This window comes from Epilithonimonas sp. KH_059 (assembly GCF_057838485.1).
This window is the reverse complement of record NZ_CM174468.1, coordinates 375,760-398,087: the sequence shown is the minus strand read 5'-3', so window position 1 is coordinate 398,087 and position 22,328 is coordinate 375,760. Positions and strand designations below refer to the sequence as shown.

Genomic DNA, 22,328 nt, shown 5'->3' with positions numbered 1-22,328 from the left:
CCATGCGACGTTATTTTACTCTTACCCTTTTGCCTTCTGTTTTTTGCGCGCTCTTTGCGCAAAGTGAAATCCAAAGTAGGGTCCTTCTCATTGGAGATGCGGGAGAACTGAATTATAAGCAGCAAACGGTGATTCCTAAAGCGGCTGAATTAATCTTAAAAGACAAAACCACGGTTTTCTTTTTAGGGGATAATATTTATCCTCGAGGCATGGGACTCGAGGGAACTGAGGACAAAAAAAGAGGAGAAGATATTCTTCGCTCTCAGTTTGGACCCATGCGCGCAAAAGGAGCGCCTGTGTATTTTGTACCCGGCAACCACGATTGGGACAAGATGGGAAAGCAGGGGCTTGCAAAAATCAAGGCGCAAGGCGAGTTCTTAGCCTCTCAAAACGATCCCAATCTAAAGTTAGTCCCTTCGAAGGGCTGTCCAGATCCGATTGAGATTCCGATTTCAGATCAGGTAGTAGTCATTGCTTACGATAGCGAATGGTGGCTTTTTCCCTTTTCCAAAGAGAATCCAGGAGCGGACTGTCTTTGCACCACAAAAGAGGAAGTGGTCGACCAATTAGAGAGCCTTCTGTATAAGAACAAAGACAAGACCATCCTTCTTACTTCCCACCATCCGTTTCTTTCGAACGGAGTTCACGGAGGGAACTTCGAGCTCAAAGACCACGTCTTTCCCTTGACGGCGATAAGCAAAAATTTATACATTCCACTACCCGTGGTGGGCTCCCTTTATCCTTTACTTCGACAATCCGCCTTTTTAAATGCGGAAGACTTAGCGCATCCCGATTATAAGAATTTAATTGAAAGTGTTAGTGGGGTGTTTCAAGGATTTTCAAATGTGATTTATGCGGCGGGACATGAGCATGGGCTGCAACTCATTAAGGATCCTAAACTCAATTATCAAATTGTGAGCGGATCAGGCTCAAAGAGTACCTTTATTAAAAAGAATCCAAATTCACTATTTGCCAGCAAAATGCAAGGTTTCGTGAGTGTGGATTTTATGGACGATCGATCCTCTGTCATCACCTATTATACCTATCACGAGGGAACCGTTGAAAAAGCCTTTTCCTATAGCGTTCCTTTTGTAGAAGAGAAACCCTATGAAATGGGCACCGCGGACCTCACATTTCAAAAAGACAGTGTGACTGTTAGTGCCAACGTAGAGTTTGAAAAAGTAGGAAAGTTTCACCGTAAGCTCTTCGGAGAAAACTACCGAAAAGAATGGGCAGCTCCAACGGAGCTTCCCGTGATTCGTGTCTCGGAAGTGGCGGGAGGACTTACGCCTTTAAAAAGAGGAGGGGGCATGCAAACGATTTCTCTTCGTTTAGAGGATCCAACAGGAAAACAGTGGGTTCTTCGAAGTGTCAATAAAAACTCAGAATCTTTAATTCCTTCCACACTTCACGATACGTTTGCAGAAGACCTTTTAGACGATGCCGTCAGTGCACAGCATCCTTATTCCGCGCTTATGATGCCGCCTTTGGCTAGCGCCCTTGGAGTACCTTCCACAAATCCAGTGATCGGAATTGTAGCGGAAGATTCTGCCCTAGGCGTTCACAATTTAGATTTTGCGGGAACCCTAGCGCTTTTAGAAGAGCGTGAGCCCCTGGGCAAATCAGACAATACGCCCAAAATGATTGAGAAAATCTACAACGATAACGACGATACGTTTGGTGCCAAAACCTTTGTTCGTTCTAGAATGCTTGATCTATTGGTAGGAGACTGGGATCGGCATGGAGACCAGTTTCGCTGGTTTGATCAGTTGCCTGGAAAAGACAAAGATTATGAGGTGGTTCCAAGAGACCGAGATCAAGTACTGCGTTTAATGGATGGGTTTTTCCCACGACTAGCCTCTCGTTCTTGGTTTGCGATGCCTGCCAACCGAGGCTTCGCCCCTGAGATTCGAGCGGTTAATTTTGCAATGCTCAAATCGGATTTCTTAAACGCTCACCCGAAAATGCAATTTACGGAGGCCGAGTGGAAAGAACTGAGTCGTGAATTTGTAGAAAAAATTTCCGATTCTGTTTTAGAGCAAAGTGTACGATCGCTCCCAAAATCTTCCTATGACATTCGAGGAAAAAGTCTTTTAGAAGATTTGAAAAAAAGAAGAGACCAAATACCTCAGAGTATGGAGACCTACTACCGTTTTATCAATTCCATTGTAGACATTCGTTTGACCAACAAAGACGAAAACGTGATTGTAAAAGAGAAAAGTGGGGGGCTTCAGGTGACCATCAACAAAATAAATAAAGAAGGTGAAATTAAAAAGGAGCTCATGAACAAATGGTACGATCCTTCTCTCACCCAAGAAATTCGTCTTTATTTAGAAGCAGGAGCGGATCGAGTCAAACTCGAGCCAAGAGATTCTAAAATAAAATTGCGCGTCATCTCAGGGAAAGACAAGAAAAACTTTGTCGTGACGGAATCTAAGCGATCCATTGATCTGTATGAGTACCAGTCCGAAGCGACGTATACGGATTTGCATTCAAAACTTTCTCATCACAAAGGAAAGGACAGCACGATGGTGGGTTTTGTTCCCGTAAATCTTCGCAATTCCACCATGCCACTTGTGAGCGCGGGATACAATTTAGACGATGGAATCATGCTTGGCGGAGGATTCAAATACACGCACCAGCGTGGATTTAGAAAAACGCCATATACCCATACGCAGCAAGTGCTCGTAAAAGCAGCCCTTGCCACAGGTTCCTTCAAGGTGGATTATAAAGGACGCTGGAAAGAGCTGATCGGCAAAGCCGATCTCAGAATTGATGCCAGCGCGTATGTACCCAACAACACGCAAAACTTTTTTGGCCTTGGAAATGAGTCGATCTATGACAAAGAAAACCACGAATTGCGCTACTACAGAGCTCGCTATAATCTCATAGAATTAAGTCCAAGCCTTTCTTGGGAAAAACCCAATTCTGAATTTAGAATAGGACCTGCCCTTGAATATTATAGTTTAAATAAAGAGGACAACGAAGATCGTTTCCTTTACAGTGGACTGGTCAATACCTATGACAAAAACACACTAGACCAAGACAAACTTTTTGTGGGTCTTATCGCACAATACGAAAGGGACTCACGAAACAGCAAAATTCTTCCTTCTGCTGGAGGCTATTTAAACTTGAAAGCACGAGGGTTTACAGGCCTAAATCAAGAGTCTCGATCGTTTGGACAACTGACGGGTGAATTTGCATTTTACAAGGCCGTAGCAAAAAATTCCATTATTTTTGCAAACCGAATTGGGGGAGGTCTTACCCTAGGCAGTCCTACCTTTTATCAGGCACTTTATTTAGGAGGCCACGACAATTTATGGGGCTATAGAAATTACAGGTTTGCGGGTGAGCACATGCTTTATAACAATTTAGAAGCCCGTATTAAACTCTTAGACATTGGAAGCTACTTGCTTCCAGGACAACTAGGACTCATCGGCTTTTATGACGTTGGAAAAATGTGGGCCAAAGGGTTTAACAGCTCAAGAATTCACCAAGGCGTGGGCGGAGGTCTCTACTACTCTCCGGCTCAACTTGTAGTCGTTCAATTCGTCGGGGGATACTCTAGAGAAGGGTGGAGTCCTTATATAACCCTAGGGCTAAGGTTTTAAATCCCACCAAGAGAAAAGAAACGTATATTTTAGAATCGAAAATTTAATGATAAAGCAGGATACGATTAAAATTGAGACATTTGACAAAGATCTTGAAGGGCTTCGAGTAGAACTCTCCTTTGAGCCTTTTTTAAAATATCTAACCGAGCGAGTCAAAACGGAATCTCCCACGAAAGCCGCTCAATTAAATCGACTTATCGAAAGCCTAGAAAAGGCATTGCGACTGAAAGGAACTCTTTCGGTCGAGAGTTTTCCTGATTTTGAAAAAGAATTTGAACTGATTCAGGAATTTTTAGTTCCCCCCATTGCAAATGAAGAAGAAATTCTTTTAGGCTTCGGAATCCCCGTAAAGCGTCAGTCCTTTTACGGAACGCCCGCTTTCTTCTCTATCATGCAGGGTGGACTGTGCACCACAGATTTAACTCAGGAATCACTCCTTACGGACCGAGACATAAGAAGAGTGCCGTACCTAACGCTCTTCAAAAAACATTACGGATTTAAATTCGTAAAGAAACAAACTTTTGTACGTTCGATTTTGGATCCAAAATCGGGACTGAGCCGGTATTATGAGATCTCCGTGGACGATCAATTTATTGAAGTTGAAAATCTTGGAGAAAAATTAGACCTTTCCAACCTGAATATAAGCCAGCTATCAGACACCTTAAATTACGAGGAATTAGAGGCCCTAATTCCACTCTCTAGTTTTAAGTTTAAGGGGTTTTCCATTATATCGGTCACAGACATTACCAGTGCCTATGCCATTGAGCGAATCAAAGAACTCATCATGGGCTCGCAAGTTAGTTTTCAAGACGAGCGACTTATTAAGTCTTTAAAAACCATTGTAGGGGACAAGGACATTGAATTTGAACTCATTCCTTATCTAAAACTAAATAAGAAACTGGTCTTAAATCTATCTCAACAGCGATACGAAAGTCCGATTTTAGAGATGTTTAGAAGGCGAAAAATCAGTTTTGATACGCTAGGGGAAAAGATTGAAAAACTTGTAAAGAATCGAGTTCGTATTTTGGTAAACACGGGGGTCTTATCTACGGAGGAGGAATTTGGGTTCATTACCCGAGGACTTAAGGCCCTCAAAGTTCATTCTTATGCCCTTACTCCAATCTACCATCATACCAAGCTAGTGGGCGTATTTGAAATCTATACGAAAAAGAAAAATCACTTTTTAGACGAAAACGTGCTTCCGAAACTCGACGGTGTGAGTCCCTTATTAGCGCAGATTCTAGAAAATGCGACGGTGGACTTTGAACTCAGCATTGATCAAATTATTAAAGATAAGTTTACGTCCCTTCAACCGGCCGTGCAATGGAAATTTAATGAAAAGGCGCTGGAATACTTACAAAGTATAGAAGCGGACAAACCCGCTCCCGCCATTGGAAGTATTAGTTTCGAAGAGGTCTATCCGCTCTACGGAGCCATTGATATCAAAAATTCAACCTTGGAGAGAAACCGCGCCTTTGCTACGGATACGGAGTTCCAATTAGAGTATCTCAAGACGGTGCTTCAAAAGTTAAGTGAAAAGCTGGGTATCGGGATCCTCGAGGAAATGATCTTTACGTGCAACAAGCTAATTGAGCGCTTGAAACTAGAGTCCATGGACAGAATTCAATCGCGTGTAATGGATTTTCTAGAAAGAGAAGTAAACGATGTTTTAGCGCATTTCAAAGAACTAAGTCCAGAGGCTTTTAAACTCATTTCAGAGTATGAAGCAGCGGTGGATCCTCACACGGGAAAAGCCTTTATGAACCGCAGAGAATTGGAACAGTCCATTCAGCTGATTAATTCTTCAATTAATGGGTACTTGGAATTTTTCAATCTAGAGATTCAGAATTCGTATCCGAGTTATTTTGAGAAATTTAGAACCGACGGAGTCGAGTACGACATCTATATTGGACAGTCCATAGCGCCGCACAAACCCTTTAATCCTCTTTACTTAAAGAACATTCGTTTGTGGCAACTTACCTCCATGGCTGCCATTGCGGGCATTACCAAGAATCTATTGCCGCAGATGAAAGTTCCCCTTGAGACTACGCAACTCATCTTCGTGAATGGGAATACCATTGACATAAGCTTTAGAACGGACGAAAGACGTTTTGATGTCGAAGGAAGTTATAACATCCGCTATGAGATTATTAAAAAACGGATTGACAAAATAACCCTTAAAAACAGCCTAGAAAGACTCACTCAACCTGGGAAGATTGCTTTTGTTTTTATGGGCACGAAAGAAATGGAAGAGTACAAAGGGTATATCCAATTCCTTCAAAACAAAGGACTCTTACTAGACGATTTAGAAGTATTAGAGCTTGAAGAACTACATGATGTCAATGGACTTAAAGGCCTTCGTGTAGGGGTTAATTTCGATCAAATGACGGATTTTAGCCTTTCTCTTTAAACCTAAAGTAGTACAAAGCAAAGAGTCAGATTCTTTACCCAATGGCCATCTTTGCAGAGGCGGTCCATAAAAACTCAGGTATTGGTTTTTGCAATTCCCAGGTAATGGACATGGGGTATGAACCTTCGTGCTTCAAGAAATCTCCAAGACCTACGAAAACGTATCCGCTCGTGAGCCCAAACTCATCTTTATTCGATTCTCTTATAAAGAGAAGAATTTTTTTATCTAGTTCTTGTTGGTTTATGTAAGATTGCCCTTTGGGAGTGGATTCTGACACTGTATTTTGAGATTGCCAGTGGAACTTCGTTTCATTGATCGCATAATCCTCATACATAGTTGTAGGGGAGAAGTCTCTTTCCGACTTCTGTAAATTAATGAAAAGGACCTCGGTGTTAAGGGCTTTGTTAAGGGCTACTCCTTCACGATTCGAACTTCTCTTCTCTACATTGCTTATTCTAAAAGCGGCAAGAATTTGATCTCTTGTATAGCGGGCATGGAGCTCGAGAGGAAGCTCGTAATTTAAGTTTTCACAAGGGTACTCCTCAAAATCGATAAGAGATATCCTTAGCTCTAAGTAGGCTTTCATTTCCTCAACGTAGTCTTTGTTTTGTCCTATAACCTTCAAAGAATCGGCTAGATTTGTGGGCGCTTTATCCGCTTCCCAAAAATCAAAATGCAGCATGGTTAATCTTAATCGATCCAGCTCACTGAGCTGTGTTTCGTCGATTTCAAAGTTCTTTTGAACTAAATCTAAAAGGAATCGGAAATAAGAAATTGAATTAGTTGCTGCCCATTTTTTACCGAGCAGACGTACATAATTATTTTCAAAACTAGGGTCGTACTCTTTTTTGATGCCAGCGGCCGCTTGTAGAGCGGTCCAGGAGAATCGTAGATAGAGCCTTTGAAAAGGGAGATGGTATAGGGTTAAAAAGTTGGATAGGGTTAAGGGAAGGTTCGTTTGATTTACGTACTGTTCCAGTCTTCGAACAAGGTCTTTTTTTCTAAGGGAAGTGGCTTTTTTAATATTGGCTAAGATGACTTCTTTTGCTTTTTTCTCTAGAACAATTGAGCAGCCTAAAGGGAGGTGCATAAAATCGTTTTCAATCTCTTTTTGGACTGAGGTAGTCGTTTTGCCAATCAGCGCTCGGAATTTGGATTCAAAATCGTAGTTCTCGTTCGCGTTGCCTACGAAATCAAGGACTGTGAGAGATTCTTTTCCGTCGTAGAGTCTGAGTCCTCTTCCTAATTGTTGAAGGAAGATCGTTAAACTTTCTGTAGGTCTTAAAAAGAGAACGGTATCCACCTGTGGAATATCCACGCCTTCGTTAAACATATCGACCACGAAGAGATAGTTGATTTCTTTGGTTTTGAACGCATTAAGAATTTCGATTCGGTCCTGTGAATTGCTAGAGGTGAGAACCCCTGCCTTCAGTCCCGCAATCTCAAATTTTTGCTGCATGAATTTGGCATGTTCTACACTAATACAAAAGCCTAGAGCCGTTAAATCTTGTAGATCCTTACAATACTTGTTAAGGTTGTCAATGATGTCTCGAACCCTTTGGTCGTTTGAGGTATAGATTTTCGTTAACTCTACAGGATCGTATTTTCCTCGTACCCATTTAATATGCTCAAGATCGACAGAATCGGAAAGTGCAAAATATTGAAATGGGGTTAGAAGCTTGTTGTTAAGCGCATCAGGCAATCGAATTTCTGCGGCAATTTGATTGTCAAAATTGGATAAGATGCTTTTTCCGTCAGCCCGCTCTGGCGTGGCGGTAAGACCTAAAAGGATTGTTGGTTGCATCCATTGCATGACTCTTTGATAGGTCGAGGCCTCCGCATGATGCACTTCATCAAACACGATGTAATCGTAATACGTCGAGGAGAGCTCATTGTGTTTGATTTTGTTGGTGAGTGATTGAATGGTTGCAAACACATTTTCATTGTAGATAGGCTGGTAGCCGTCTCCTAAAAGTTCTCCAAAATTCTGATCTTTCAAAATATTGCGAAACGTGTGCAGAGCTTGTCTTAAGATTTCGATTCGGTGGGCTATAAACAAAAGCCGAGCGTTTGGGTTTTCCGATTTGAAGCGTTTGAAATCAAAAGCAGAAATCATTGTTTTTCCGGTGCCTGTAGCTGCGACCACAAGATTGCGATATCTGCCATGAGTTTGCCTTTCAACTTGCAGTTTGCTTAGTATTTCTTTCTGATAGTGATACGGCTTTAGATCAAAAAAATTAAGAACTTGAGAATCGATTCGTCCGATTTTGTTATGACTTAGTGTCTCGGATAGTTTTTCAAAATGCTTAGTAGGATCATAGGTTTCAAATTCAGGATTCTGCCAGTAGGTTTCAAAGGTTTTTTGAAACTTATCGATAATGTGTGGGATTTCCTTTGTGGTAATCTTTACATTCCACTCAAGACCGTCGGTCAAGGCCGATCTGGAGAAATTGGAAGAACCAATGTACCCTGTATGGAAACCAGAGTCTCGATGAAATAAATAGGCTTTTGCATGGAGCCTTTCGTTTTGTGTATTGTACGAAACTTTGATTTCTGTATTAGGAAGTTGCGCAAGTTCTTGGATGGCTTTAGAATCCGTAGCGCCCATGTAGGTGGTCGTAATGACCCGTAGTTTGCCTCCGTTGGATGTGAATTCCTTGAAGGCCTCTTTCAAGATCACAATCGCTTTCCATTTAATGAATGAGACCAAAAGATCAACTCGATTCGAGGAGCGGATTTCTTTTTTTAGTTCCGTGTCTAAAGAGAGACCCGAGTTTCCGCCGGTAAAGAGTTCACTTTGGGTAAGTCGGGTCGTTGGGGTGATTTCTTTAAGGCGCAGATCTAGATTCGAATAATGAAAATCCATTTTATGGAAGACGGCCATTAGAATGCGTCCGTTCCCGTCAATTAAATCGGGCTCAAAATTGTATTGAGAAATCTCACAATTAAGAAACTGGATTAATCGGTTGCTTATCTCAATCTGCTTTTCTAAAATGAGGTCCTTTTTGGCTACCTGCTGAAAAGCTCTCGAAATCACTTCTTGCAAATGGAAAGAGAGAGTCCGGATGGCTTCTTCTTTGTCAAGTTGCACTTCATTGAGATAGTACGTATCCTTTTGCAGAGAGTTTAATTTTTCGCGTAATGAGGCTGTAATTAGCGCTTCGTAGATTCCAGTGTTCATAAGGAGATTAGTTTTTTTACAATCGGTATATCCGCTTCTGCCCAGTCATAGCGTTCAAGTGTCTCTAAGCTTACCCATTCTACTTGGGCGTGCTCTAAAGGCTCTAAAGCTCCCGATTTTAGTGAGCACAGAAAGGGATAAAGGGTAATTTCAAAAGTGGGATAACGATGCTCTACGCTCGGTAGGGCTTGACCCACTTCTATAGTAAGACCTAATTCCTCTTGAATCTCTCTTTTTAGACATTCTTGTTTCGATTCGCCCTGTTCAATCTTGCCTCCCGGAAATTCCCATTTTAAAGGCAAAGTCATTGTGGAGGATCGTTGACAGATAAGGATTTTGTGATCGTGCTGTATTATGGCACAAGTAACGTGAATCATTAGGAGGCTTGGTATTCGTTTTTAAATCGGAAAGCTAAATATAATGAATTGTTTGGAATGGAACTCTCTGAAGTTTAAAAAATAGGATTCATTCGCATCTCGATGGGAAGGGCTTACGAACTTGGAGCTATAAGTAGGTTCATTTTATATTCCAATTTTCTGCGGTTGGTAATTGATTTTCATCAAATGCCATATTTGTAGAGAAAACATAGAGTGGGAAGACAGGAATTTATTACTTTTAGAAATCTTTTGTTCAATACCTAAGGAACTATGAAAAAACTACTTTTACTTCTAGCGCTCAATCTCTTTAGTATGGCGATATGCCAAACCCATAGATTCCTGTATGAGCTGAATATCAAAAAAAATGGCTTCGAAGAAAAGACAAACATGGCCCTAGATATTGACAAGGATTTCGTAAAATTTTTCGATTATGAATTTGTGCTAAGGGATTCTATAAACAAGGCAACAGGAGAGAATACCGAGGCTTACTCTGAAATCGATCAACGTTTGTATCGAAAAGCCGGCAGCTTTGAAAATAGGAATATGTTTCGCCAAGGCTACGATTATTACTCGATTTCCTCAAAGGATAAAATGGATTGGAAGATAGAAAACGAGCATAAAAAAGTGGACAACTTTGAGCTTCAGAAAGCTACTCTTACTTTTGGAGAAAGACAGTGGACGGCTTGGTTCTCTCCTGAAATTCCTTTTCAGGAAGGCCCCTATAAATTTCGGGGACTTCCAGGACTCATCTTTGAGGTTTACGATTCTGAGGACATTTTCCACTATTCGATGGTGAAGAGTGAAAATCTTGAGCAGTCCTACGACACCCATAATTTCCTAGAAACGCACTATGGAAAGAAACCCATCTCAATCACTCAAAAACAGTGGCATACCTTGAAGCTAGATCATTTCAATAACATTGTGGAAGTGCTTAATCGACTCCGAGAAAACGGTGTTTCCATTGCTACGAAAGAAGAGCTTGCGACCAAAGAAGAGATAAATAAGAAAAGAAAATCCCTTCAGGATAATATCAAATCCTATTACCTGCCGATAGAAAAAGACAGGGCGATTCCTTACCCTAGGAAAGCCGGCCCCTAGGGGCTAAGACTTTTTCTCTTTCTTAAGTTCTGCGATTTCTTTCTTCAAACTGAAAAACATTTCTTTAATGGAGCTTGCATCCAAAGACGAAGAGCCTAGCTCTTCCGTGTTGATGCTAGCGGCATATTGCCAAATTTCTAAAATCTCGGAGTTTTTAATCTGATAGGGTTCGTAGAACTCATTGTCTGCCGCTACGCTAATGCCATTCGAGTCTCTTCCTTGATAACGCTTGTAGGTAATCCCCTCATTTCTTGTAATGAAAATATAGGTTTTCCCTTTCGTTAATTCTTTAATCGATTCCACGTATTGCCCCACGATGTAGGTTCCCTCATTAAAGGGAGGCATTGAATCTCCCTCAACAGGGAAGGCTCGAAAGTTTCCGTTTCTTAAGAAGGGGAGTGAGATGGTTTGCAAACTCTCAATGTACTCAGGATCGGAGTATCCATTTAAATAGCCCATCGAGGCTCGATGAGGAATGATTTCAATCTGCTTGTCTCCTCCGGAGTTAACCCGAATCGGAAGTACGATTCGGTTGTCCGGAAGAGAAAGAATCTTGTCAATGGGATATTTCTTCAAATCCACAGAAAGCAGCAAATCAATACTGATCTTATAGAATCGAGAGATCCGGATTAACAGTTCTAAAGGCGGTTCGGAGGCCGCATCCTCGTATTTGGCGTAACGTCCTCTTGTAATAAGAAGTTCGTCTGCGATGTTCTGCTGAGAGCGACTGAGTTGCCCTCTGAGATACCTGATGTTATCGGCAAAAATTGACATTGATATAAATTATATCAACAAATATACGAAAAATTGTTACAAATCGTGATAATTTTGACCCCATGAATCGAGCAATTGTACACATGGATTTGGACACGTTTTTCGTGTCCTGTGAAAGGCTTTCCAATTCAAAGCTTAACGGGGTTCCCGTTATTATTGGAGGGGGAGATCGGGGGGTCGTAGCTTCTTGTAGTTACGAGGCTCGGTACTTTGGGGTGCGCTCTGCTATGCCTATGAAAATGGCCTTGCGCCTTTGCCCAGAGGCAAAGGTGATAAAAGGCGATATGGAGTATTACTCTAAACTCTCGCACGAGGTTACGCAGGTGGTTCAAGAGAAGGTTCCTTTGATGGAAAAAGCCAGCATAGATGAATTTTACCTGGATCTCACGGGAATGGATCAGTTTTTTGGCTGTTACAAATGGTCACAACAGATTGCTCAATCTGTGACCCACGAGACAGGACTTCCTATTTCCTTTGCGCTCTCTACTAATAAGACCGTTTCTAAGATTGGGACAGGAGAGTCCAAACCTCTAGGCTGTTTGGAGATTCAGGAGCCTAGCATTCGCCCTTTTTTAAATCCACTTTCCGTACGAAAAATCCCCATGGTGGGAGACGTGACCTTTCAGCTTTTGTCTCGAATTGGCATTCGAACCATTCAAACGCTCTCAGAGATGCCCGTCAGAGTACTTCAGCAAATGATTGGAAAAAACGGGATTGAACTCTGGAAAAAAGCAAACGGAATCGATCTCTCTCCCGTGGTTCCTTACGCTGAGAGAAAATCCATCTCGAAGGAGCATACCTTCACGAGCGATACCATTGATTTAATAGAAATTCGGCGACTGATCTCGGCCATGGCAGAGTCGCTTAGCTACCAATTGCGAAAAGAAAAATGGCTTACCTCTACGGTCGTGGTGAAGATTCGGTATTCCAATTTTGACACGCAGACGCGTCAGGTCAAAATTCCTTATACCTCGCTTGACCATTCCATTAATCGGGTGGCTTTAGAGCTCTTTGAGAAGCTCTACACCCGACGTATGCGTTTACGCCTTATAGGACTTCGTTTAACCGATTTGGTGCACGGGACTTACCAAATGAATCTTTTTGAGGATTCAGAAGAGCTCATTAATCTCTACCAATCCATGGATGGGATTAAAAACCGCTTTGGAAAATCGGCCGTAGGAAGAGCCTCTGGATTCAAACTTAAATCCTAAATCGAAGGAGTATGTTTTTAAACTGTCATTCTTACCATAGCCTTCGCTACGGTACGCTTTCCATAGACCAGATTGTAGAAGAGGCCTTCTCGAAAGGTGTCTCTACCTTGGTTTTGACAGATATTAACACCGTCACAGGCATTTATGATTTCTACAAAGCTTGCAAGTCAAAAGGCATAAAGCCTCTAGCAGGAGTAGAGGTTCGAGAAAAAGACGATCTGTATTATCTTGTCATCGCAAAGCGTTTTGAAGGTCTTTCGGAGATAAATGAACTTCTCACTCGCCACCACTGTGAAAACGAGCCCCTGAGCCCCTGGGCTCCTGAGTTTAAGGATTTGTATGTCGTGTATCCCTTAGCGCATTTTCCAAAGACCTTAAGGCCTAATGAGTTTATAGGGGTAAACCCCTCTGAGATTAACTTTTTACTCCGTCCTGATCTACGCGCGTTTTTAGAGCGTATGGTGGTCCTTCATCCGGTCACGTTTCGCACGAAAAAAGAGTACAATCTTCACCGGATTCTTCGAGCCATTGAGCACAATGTGCTGCTTTCCAAATTAGAACCCCACCAGTTTTGTCAGCCGACAGACTGTTTTGTTTCGCCCCAAGAGTTAGAAGCTCAGTTTAGCCGTTATCCCCAAATCATAGAGAACACAAAACGAATTTTAACCCAGGCGAAATTTGAATTTGAATTCTCTCTGCCGAGAAATAAAAAATTCTTCACCCGCAGTCGAGAAAGCGACCAAACGCTTTTAACTCGACTCGCTTACCTAGGGTTCAAAAGGCGGTATGGAGTAAATCATCAGGAGGCAAAAGCGAGAATTGAGAGGGAACTCAAAGTCATTCACGAACTTAATTTTAGTGGCTATTTTTTAATCACTTGGGACATTATTCGCTACAGCAACTCCAAAGGCTTTATGCACGTAGGAAGAGGCTCGGGAGCGAACTCTATTGTGGCGTACTGCCTAGGCATTACAGACATTTGTCCCCTGGAGCTCAATTTGTATTTTGAACGGTTCTTGAACGAAAACCGCAAAAGTCCGCCTGATTTTGATATCGATTGGTCTTGGCAGGATCGAGATACAATCTTAGAGTATATTTTCCAGCGATACGGCAAAAACCATGTGGCTTTCTGTGGAACCAATGTGGAATTTAAATACCGCTCCATTTTTAGAGAAGTCGGAAAGGTTTTTGGTCTTCCCAAGGACGATTTGGATTTACTGGCCAAAAACCCCATGCTGACCCACGAGAAAAGTAAGGTGGTTAGCACGGTGCAAAAATACGGAATGCTCCTAGAGAAATTCCCCAACCAGCGCAGCATGCACAGTTGTGGAATTTTAATCTCAGAGGAGCCCTTAACCAATTACACCGCGCTTGAAATGCCTCCCAAAGGATTTCCAATTATTCAGTTTGACATGCATGTGGCAGAGGAAATTGGGTTTGAGAAATTCGATATTCTTTCTCAAAGAGGCCTTGGAACCATCCATGACACGGTGCAGATGGTAGAGAAGAACCAAGGAATTAGGGTGGACATTAAAGACACTCGACTCTCTAAGGACACTCCACAAACCAATGCTTTTTTAAGTCTCGGAAAAACCATTGGCTGCTTTTACATTGAGAGCCCTGCGATGCGGGGGCTTCTTCGAAGGCTTAAATGCGACAACTACAAAACGCTTGTAGCGGCTTCCTCAATTATTCGACCTGGAGTGGCTAAAAGTGGCATGATGCGAGAGTTTATCTTTCGCCATAACCATCCCGATCGCTTTGAATACTTTCACAAAGTCTTTGAAGAGCAGCTGGGAGACACCTACGGGATTATGGTCTATCAGGAAGACGTGATTAAAATTGCTCTTCATTTTGGCGGGCTCAGTGCTGCGGATGGCGACATCTTGCGCCGGGCGATGAGCGGCAAGGGCCGCTCTTTAGCGGCATTAAAGAAAGTGAAAGATCATTTCTTTGAGTCCTGCAAGAAAAAAGGACATCCCGAGCCGCTCTCGCAAGAGGTCTACCGCCAGATTGAATCCTTTGCGGGGTATAGCTTTTGCAAGGCGCACTCGGCTTCCTACGCAGTAGAGAGCTATCAGAGTCTCTATCTGAAAGTACATTACCCGATTGAGTTTATGGTCTGCGCCATTAACAACCAGGGAGGATTTTACCGAACGGAAGTCTATGTTCACGAATGCCGAATGGCCGGAGCTCACATTCACAATCCCTGCGTGAACAAAAGCCTCTATAAGACCACCCTTTATGGAAAAGAGGTCTACCTAGGCTTTATGCATCTTCAGAAACTAGAGGTGAAACTAGCGAGTCTTCTGATTTTAGAGAGGGAGAAGAACGGAGACTATCTTTCCTTAGAAGATTTTGTAAGACGGGTTCCCGTAGGAATTGAAACCTTGCAGATTCTTATTTTCATTGGCGCCTTTCGCTTTACAGGGAAGGCGAAAAATGAACTTTTGATTGAAGCTAGACTTTTGCTGATTCACTTTAAACCCGAATACAGAGGGCCGAGTCTTTTAGAAGAGCCGATAGAGCCTTACACGCTTCCTTCGTTAGAGAGAACGGATTTTGAAGATGCGTTTGATGAGATTGAACTCCTGGATTTCCCAGTGTCTTGTAGTATTTTTGATTTGCTTCAAAGCTCTTACCGTGGAAAAGTAAAAGCCAAGGATCTTTTGGATCACCACAAAACGGAGGTAAAGATGCTCGCGTATCTTATTTCCAGAAAGCATGTACCCACTAAGAAAGGCACGATGTATTTCGGTACCTGGATTGACTCGAACGGGGATTATTTTGATACGGCGCATTTTCCGGATACCCTGAGTCAATATCCCTTTTTAGGAGGTGGGGTCTATCTTCTACTGGGGCGAGTCGAGGTAGAGTATCACTTTCCCACCGTAACGGTTTTCAAGATGGCCAAGATGCCTTTTATTGCAGACCCTCGGTATGCGTACGACAAAGAAAAGTCGAGAGAGACCGAAAAACAATTGAAAGAAGATGTAAGTCCCACGTGGAGAAAACCTTATCCGAGTGAAAAAGACATTGGACTGCCTCGAACTCAAATGAAAAGCGAGTAGGGGCAAAGGCGAGTTAATCCCCATCTCAAAATCAAATATTTCTCTGAAACCAAGCCATGTAGCGAAAGTGTCGTTAATTTTTTGTACCTTTGCAGATAAATTACAAAGCGACGGTTACTTTATGCTTTTACCGAGGAGTAAATCTTAATAGCCACTTTTCAGTTTTCAAATTTTTAGCTGCAACTTTTTAATTTAAACTTTAAGAGAACTTAAAGTACAGTTTGTGCAAATGTGCAAACTATAAACAGCTCTCTACTTCAATGAAACAAAATACAATATAATATATGTCAGATTCTTTCTCTAAAAAGGAAAATTTAAAAAAGAAATTACAGAAACAAAAAGAAAAAGCACTCAAGCGTGAGGAGCGTAAAACTCAAAACAACAAAGGAAAAGAGCTTGACGACATGCTTCTTTATGTCGATGAGTTTGGTCAATTAACCTCTACACCGCCGAGCCAGCAAGAAAAAATCGAAGTATCTCTAGAGGATATTCAACTAGGAGCGGCTCCAATTGAAGCGGAAGATCCAATCAAAACAGGAATTGTTACTTTCTTAAGTGACAAGGGTTATGGTTTTATCACGGAAAATGATACGAAAGAAAACATTTTCTTCCACTTGAACAACGTGGAAGGAGAGCTTAAAAAAGGAAACAAAGTACGCTTTGAAAAAGAACGTTCACCAAAAGGATATTCTGCCTTAAACATCACGATTGTTAAGCAATAATTAAAAGGGTAGGGATCTACCGCTTTATAAAACTATATAAGCCTCATTCGAGGCTTTTTTTAGCTCCCTACTTGAAAAAAATCATCCATCCACCAGCAGAGCCTTCGAACCCCGTACTCTAAAACTAGCTTTTAGTTCACTTCTTGCTCCTTAATGTTTTCAGGTAAAATTGAATTTTCAAATTTTGGGTTCTCAAATTTGTAAATGCTTATTTCGCCTGATTCTTCATAGTAGGCATATTTGATTTCGGATAAGTACTCAATTCCCTGCTGCCGAAGAAGCATGTAGACTTCGTTTTCATCAATGTCGTCTAGCTTAAAATTCTCTTTCAAGAGCTGACCGTTTTCTACCAATTTGGTCACTTTGGGGTGAGTGAATTTTCTGACCGGTTCGTATTTGATTTCAATCGAAACGTAAATTTTTTGAAAAAGCGCAATGAGCGTAATGACCGAAAGGGAGACCGCTAAAGGAATGGAAGGATAAAAGGTGGCATCCCCCACAGAACTTCCCATTGCGACAATGAGTAGGATATCCGTACTCCCAATACCACCCACCACACGCTTTCCAATCCATCGAATCATTAAAATGGTATAGGTCATAATGACAAACACTCTCAAAATGATTTCGAGATAAATCTGGATTCCAAAATCTCCAAAAAACATTTTTTGAAGATCAAAAGTGTATTCGCTAGCTTCTATCATACTTTGTGTTTTTATTTAATTCAACGGGTAATTCTAACCCTTTGGGCTTAGGTTTTCTAAGGCATCCAATAGATCGATTCCTTCTCCGAGTACAGGTTTAAACAGATCTCCCTTCTTTTTAATTCTCTCAAGTGCGCTGTGAATCGTAAAATCGGTAGGGCTTAATCCTGATTTTACTTCGTTCCAATTGAGGGGCATAGACACAGGCGCATGGGGTTTAGGACGAACACTATAGACGCTAGCCAAAGTCTGTCCGAATCGGTTCTGCAAGTAGTCTAAATAGATTTTTTCTTTGCCTCGTTTTTTCAAATTTCTTTCTAGTGTGGTGAGCTCGGGGAGGAGCTGATTTACTTTCTGCATCAGGATATGGGCGAAGTTTTTCACTTGTTCAAACGAGTACTTTGCTTCCATGGGCAAATAGATGTGAATGCCCGAACTTCCTGAGGTTTTAGCGTAGCCTTTCACCTTCGAAAGATCAAGCACTTCTTTTACCGCCATGGCGGTTTCAATCACATGCTCGAACGTATTGTTCTCGGAGGGATCTAGATCCAGTGCTAACCACGTAGGGGTATGCAAATGATCCACAGTCGAATTCCAAGGATTTAAATCAATGCATCCTAAATTGTTTAGATAGGCTAAGTCTTCTTTTGTGTTGCCTATCAGATACAGATTGTCCTTATCGTTAGACTCAGATAAAATAGAGACCTTGTCCATCCATGTGGGCGCCTCCTTTCCCGCATCTTTATGGTAAAAGTTTAATTCTTCGATGCCATTTGGAAATCGGTTGAGCGATTGAGGCCTTTGGCTCAAATGGGGCAAAATATACTCCGCCACCGATTGGTAATACGAAATCAAATCTCCTTTGGTAATGCCACTTTCTGGAAAGTATATTTTCTTCTGATTGGTAAGTTTTACCTCGCGCTTTGCTTTCGTTCCTTTTAAAAGTTCACTTTCGTTAGCGCCAGAATCCTCAGATTCTTCTAAATCCTCAAGATCCTTGTCTGCTCGAATGCCTAAGAAAACCGGATGGCGGAAGATTCCCTTCTTCGTTTTTTCTGTGAATTTAATCTCGCAAATAAGTTCGGGGCGAAGCCAAGTAGGTTTGCCATTGGTTTTCGGTACTTCTTCAAAAGGACACTCGTCCGTTTCAAGCGGTCTAAATACTTCCCTTAAATTCTTTAACGTGTCGTCTTTAAACCCCGTACCTACGTGACCACAAAAGCAAAGCGTTCCCTTCTCATAAATCCCCATTATCAAGGAACCAAAATAGGAGCGTCCTGCTTTAGGCTCTGTATAGCCACAAAGGAGGACTTCCTGTGTTTTATGAAATTTGATTTTAAGCCAGTCTTCTGTACGAATGCCTTCTAGATACGGGCTGTCCATTTTCTTGGCCATCATTCCTTCGAGTCCCAGGGTCTCCACTTGCTTAAAAAAATCTTTGCCTTTTTCTTCTACATGATCGCAGTATTTAACCACCTCATTTTCAATCAGGGCTTCTTTTAAAAGTTCCTTTCTCTCGATAAGAGAAAGCTTCTGCGTAGAATGTCCGTTGAGCCAAAGCAAATCAAATACTTGATAGCTAAGGGCTAGGTTCGAGGTCTCAAATTTGTTTTGAAGCAGTTGAAACTCCGGTTTGCCCTCCGCATTGAAAGCTACAATCTCCCCGTCCAAAACCATAGGGAATTTTTGATCTTCTAAGGCCTTGACTATTTTTTCAAAAGACTCTGCGTAGGAGATTCCATTGCGCGAATAGAGTTTTATTTTGTCTTCTCGTAAATCGGCAATCCCACGGTATCCATCCCATTTGATTTCAAAAAGCCATTTTTTATCATCGAAGGCACGCTCACCTGTTTCTGCAAGCATGGGGGAAATATAACTAGAGAATCTTTCGCTAGCGGTAAAAACAGAACTAAAGTTCTTAACGGGCGTTTTTTTTTCAACGCTGCTCGATTTTCCTTTGCTCGCTCGATTCGCTTCTCGCTCGCTCACTTTCGAGTCCTTCGCTGTAAAATCTTCTGCATTATACCCCTCATTTGCAAACGTATCGTTATGCTTAATTAGGAGCCAAGCATTTCCTTCTTTTGAATTTTTAATTTTCACGAGGGCAAATTCGCCTTTCAATTTCTTTCCGTGCAAAACAACCTTTAAGGATCCGGATTGCAGTTCTTTAAGTAGAGAGGCCTCATTGGTTTTCCCTTTCTCCGCATGTAAAGGCTCATAGGTTCCAGAGTCCCAAATTTCTACTTCTCCCGCACCGTAGTTTCCTTTCGGAATTGATCCTTCGAAATCTTTGTAACTGTAAGGATGGTCTTCCGTTTGCATTGCTAGCCTTTTGTCCTGTGGATCTAAGGAAGGGCCTTTAGGTATGGCCCAACTCTTTAGAACGCCCTGCATTTCTAAGCGAAAATCATAATGTAAGCGCGAGGCAGAATGCCTTTGGACGACAAAAATAAGTGAGTCGTCCTTCTTTCCCTTGCCCCCTTTAGGTTCGGAGGTCTGAGAGAAATTTCGCTTTTTATGATATTCTTCTAAAGGCATTTTCTAGGAGGCTTTGCTGTCTTTGGATCCTTTCAAACTGGCTTTTAATTGCGCCATTAAATCCACCACTTTTCCGGTTTCTTCTTTCTTCTCGGTTACTACTTTCGCCGATTTTCCTTTTGCTTTCTTCTTGATGATTTTCATCAAATCCAAAGAGTAATTGTCCTTGAATTCAGAGGGGTCAAATTTAGCTGAAGTTTGTTTGATTAAAGAAATGGCCATCTTTAATTCGGCGGCTTTTGGAGCTTTGTCTTTTGGGATTTTGAGTTCTTTGTAGTCTCTTATTTCCTGAGCGAATCGAAGACGATTTACGATTAGTATATTGCCTTCATACACTCGGATCATACCAAAGATTTCCTTCTCCCGCATCACGAACGTTCCAACTCCCGCCATTTTGGTTTTTAAGAGGGCCTGGACCAAAAGGTTATAAACGTTCTCGGCATTTTTTTGAGGCTCCAAAAAATAGGGGACTTCAAAGAGTACAGAATCGATTTCCTGCTCTTTCACAAATTTTTCAATGGCAAACGTTTTTGTCTTCTCTGGATTTGCAGCTGCAAAATCTTCATCGTCTAAAACAACATAGGAATCCTTAATCAAAAATCCTTTTGTGATGTCTTTCCATTTTACTTCTTTTCCCGTCTTTTCGTTGATCCGCTTGAATTTAATGTTTGAATGATCCGTTTTGTCGAGCATATCTAAATCCAGCGTGCTGTCTTCTACTGCAGAATACATTTTTACGGGAATGTTTACAAGGCCAAATCCAATGGCTCCGTTCCAAATTGATTTCATACGTTGTGCTTTTTGTAAAGTTAATAAAATGCTTTGATACAGAATCCTGCGCTTAAAAAATGTAACTTTAAGAGGTCCTTTCTATCCGCATAAACCTTCTTATTCTCTATTTAAGTTCAACCCTTTTTGTTTTATCTACTTAAAATCCCCACCCTGAAAGGGATCCAAGTTTCTTTTTGCCGTTTCATTTCTTGCATTTAAATCGTAAAAAGGGTAGAGCTTTGTCTCTTCCTTAATACTTCCTACAATAAACGGGCCTTTTGATTTGTGAAAAATACCTATTTGTAGGTATTTTATTGAGAATGCGAAAACGATACATTTGAATGTTTTTAAAAGGCAGGGCTTTTCTTATTTCCTGACGTCAGGAAAGCGAAGTCCACATTTCTAATAAATTAAAATTTACACTATGTTAAAGATGCTATTTAATTTTGCATTGGCTTTCGTTGTATTGCAAAGTGCAGAACGTTGTGATTTTGCCGACTGGTTCGGGGAAGATTTTGCCGAGGGTGTGGAACAAGAAAAAGTGGACAACTCCACGTACACCTACAAATACAAGTGCGCAGTTGGAAGTCAAAATTCAGTTGAAATTCCAAACCGTCTTTCTGCCACTTGCAAGAAGAACTGGGAATTTTTTGCGAGAACCTACGGCTGTAATGAAGCCGATGATTTTGCAAAAGCCAACTCTCTAAAAGCCCAGTGTCCATGAGAAATTTAACGATTTTGATCTTCTCTTTCCTACTAGGAATGGGTCAAATCCAAGCGCAAGCCAGTCTATCCAAAGGAACTTTTTCTTTAGAGGGAGGAAATTACGTGCTCGATGCGGAATTGAAAGGCGGTAAACTTATTGTGTACGAACCGAATCGAACGACTCCTTATACGCTACTCGCGGGGAATAAATACCAGTACTACCACGAAAAATTCCAAAAGACCTATTACGTGGAGATCGTCGATCCAAATACTTTGCATTTCAGCTCTTCTAATACCCAGGACACCTCCGTATTAAAACGGATGAATGCAACCGCTATAGTCACTTCAGGTGATGAGCATGATAAGTACATGGCGATCGCAGATAAGTACCAAGCTTTGGCTGCAAATAAATCGGACGACGATCCCGAAGTGCAGGCTTATACATTTTGTGCAGCAAGCGCACTAAGCGGAGCGATGAAAACTGAAAAAGAATACCATGAATACGCACGACAGGCATCTGTCGCCCTAAAACAAATCCTAGTCAATCCAAATAAGAACCCTTGTTCGGATGCGATTCCCGATTTGGTATGGAAAAAAGCTGCCCTGTAGTGCAGTGAAAAAGAACTTAGTTTTTCAAACTAAATTTGGTGGTTTTGAAGCAGTCTGTGGTGGACTGCTTCTTTTTGTATAGAAGAGGATTCGCTATAAATTCGTAGCACTTTTCAAAGGCCGTCCGTCATTCTTTTTTCAGAAGGAGTAGGGTAATACTTTTCTTAAGCCATAGACAACTCCAGATGGGAGTTCGGTCATTAATTTGTTTATTTTACTTGAAGTAAAGGTATTCATAGTCCTAATTTATTAAACAAAACAAACCATTCGATGGTTTATTTTAAACGACACAGAGGTGTTAAAAATACCGTAAATGGAATAATAATAAACCTCTATTTTTTTTCTATCAGGTTCTTTCGCCCTGCATTACTAACAATGCTTGGTTTTCCGATACTTTTTTTTATAAAGTTCGTTTTCGGCCTGCTGCTTTCTTTAATTGATGATTCCATCATCAAAAAAAGAAGTAAAAAAATGCAATTCCGACCGCTACACTAAGCGATTTAAACCAAAGACCATCTGATAAGTACTTTCTGGAAATCTTGAATTAAA

The 22,328-nt window shown here is 41.4% G+C and carries 14 protein-coding genes; 8 read left to right on the top strand and 6 right to left on the bottom strand.

Annotated features, from left to right (window positions below; all coding sequences use genetic code 11):
• Positions 1 to 2: 2 nt before the first annotated feature.
• A complete protein-coding gene (locus AC3IRX_RS01815; RefSeq protein ID WP_489210796.1) occupies positions 3 to 3,611 on the top strand; it encodes a BamA/TamA family outer membrane protein in 3,609 nt (1,202 codons plus the stop codon).
• A 46-nt stretch (positions 3,612 to 3,657) separates the two neighbouring features.
• On the top strand, positions 3,658 to 6,021 hold the full coding sequence (locus AC3IRX_RS01810; protein ID WP_489210795.1) for a hypothetical protein: 2,364 nt from the start codon (positions 3,658 to 3,660) through the stop codon (positions 6,019 to 6,021).
• A gap of 34 nt (positions 6,022 to 6,055) precedes the next feature.
• On the opposite strand, the gene AC3IRX_RS01805 is transcribed toward AC3IRX_RS01810, so the two are convergent.
• A complete protein-coding gene (locus tag AC3IRX_RS01805) occupies positions 6,056 to 9,202 on the bottom strand; it encodes a DEAD/DEAH box helicase (protein WP_489210794.1) in 3,147 nt (1,048 codons plus the stop codon).
• Positions 9,199 to 9,579 carry a (deoxy)nucleoside triphosphate pyrophosphohydrolase gene (locus AC3IRX_RS01800; RefSeq protein WP_489210793.1) on the bottom strand — a complete coding sequence of 127 codons (381 nt, stop codon included), beginning with the start codon at positions 9,577 to 9,579 and terminating at the stop codon, positions 9,199 to 9,201. The genes AC3IRX_RS01805 and AC3IRX_RS01800 overlap by 4 nt, the downstream gene beginning before the upstream one ends.
• A gap of 270 nt (positions 9,580 to 9,849) precedes the next feature.
• Here AC3IRX_RS01800 and AC3IRX_RS01795 point away from each other — a divergent pair, with 270 nt between their 5' ends.
• Positions 9,850 to 10,677: a GLPGLI family protein gene (locus tag AC3IRX_RS01795; protein ID WP_489210792.1), complete on the top strand. Its 828-nt coding sequence runs from the start codon at positions 9,850 to 9,852 to the stop codon at positions 10,675 to 10,677.
• A 3-nt stretch (positions 10,678 to 10,680) separates the two neighbouring features.
• On the opposite strand, the gene AC3IRX_RS01790 is transcribed toward AC3IRX_RS01795, so the two are convergent.
• Complete coding sequence (locus AC3IRX_RS01790) at positions 10,681 to 11,451, bottom strand: XRE family transcriptional regulator (RefSeq protein WP_459083953.1); 771 nt, start codon at positions 11,449 to 11,451, stop codon at positions 10,681 to 10,683.
• A gap of 62 nt (positions 11,452 to 11,513) precedes the next feature.
• Between AC3IRX_RS01790 and dinB the strand changes: the two genes are divergently transcribed.
• The 3 genes from dinB (at position 11,514) to AC3IRX_RS01775 (ending at position 16,455) form a co-directional block, all read left to right on the top strand.
• A complete protein-coding gene (gene dinB, locus AC3IRX_RS01785; protein ID WP_489210791.1) occupies positions 11,514 to 12,662 on the top strand; it encodes a DNA polymerase IV in 1,149 nt (382 codons plus the stop codon).
• An 11-nt stretch (positions 12,663 to 12,673) separates the two neighbouring features.
• The gene (locus AC3IRX_RS01780) at positions 12,674 to 15,733 is read left to right on the top strand and encodes a DNA polymerase III subunit alpha (protein ID WP_489210790.1); all 3,060 of its coding nucleotides are present in this window, start codon (positions 12,674 to 12,676) and stop codon (positions 15,731 to 15,733) included.
• A gap of 284 nt (positions 15,734 to 16,017) precedes the next feature.
• Positions 16,018 to 16,455, top strand: coding sequence for a cold shock domain-containing protein (locus AC3IRX_RS01775; protein WP_459083956.1), 438 nt, complete (start codon positions 16,018 to 16,020; stop codon positions 16,453 to 16,455).
• Positions 16,456 to 16,586: 131 nt separating this feature from the next.
• On the opposite strand, the gene AC3IRX_RS01770 is transcribed toward AC3IRX_RS01775, so the two are convergent.
• From AC3IRX_RS01770 to ku, 3 genes are read right to left on the bottom strand one after another with little or no spacing between them, the layout of a single operon-like run.
• Positions 16,587 to 17,156, bottom strand: coding sequence for a DUF421 domain-containing protein (locus AC3IRX_RS01770; protein ID WP_459083957.1), 570 nt, complete (start codon positions 17,154 to 17,156; stop codon positions 16,587 to 16,589).
• Positions 17,157 to 17,189: 33 nt separating this feature from the next.
• On the bottom strand, positions 17,190 to 19,694 hold the full coding sequence (gene ligD / locus AC3IRX_RS01765; RefSeq protein WP_489210789.1) for a DNA ligase D: 2,505 nt from the start codon (positions 19,692 to 19,694) through the stop codon (positions 17,190 to 17,192).
• 3 nt (positions 19,695 to 19,697) lie between these two features.
• Positions 19,698 to 20,483: a non-homologous end joining protein Ku gene (ku, locus tag AC3IRX_RS01760; RefSeq protein ID WP_489210788.1), complete on the bottom strand. Its 786-nt coding sequence runs from the start codon at positions 20,481 to 20,483 to the stop codon at positions 19,698 to 19,700.
• Between the two features lie 406 nt (positions 20,484 to 20,889).
• Between ku and AC3IRX_RS01755 the strand changes: the two genes are divergently transcribed.
• Together AC3IRX_RS01755 and AC3IRX_RS01750 are read left to right on the top strand one after the other, a co-directional pair.
• A complete protein-coding gene (locus AC3IRX_RS01755; RefSeq protein WP_489210787.1) occupies positions 20,890 to 21,189 on the top strand; it encodes a hypothetical protein in 300 nt (99 codons plus the stop codon).
• Complete coding sequence (locus tag AC3IRX_RS01750; protein WP_489210786.1) at positions 21,186 to 21,779, top strand: hypothetical protein; 594 nt, start codon at positions 21,186 to 21,188, stop codon at positions 21,777 to 21,779. Before AC3IRX_RS01755 ends, AC3IRX_RS01750 begins: the two co-directional genes overlap by 4 nt.
• Positions 21,780 to 22,328 lie beyond the last annotated feature (549 nt).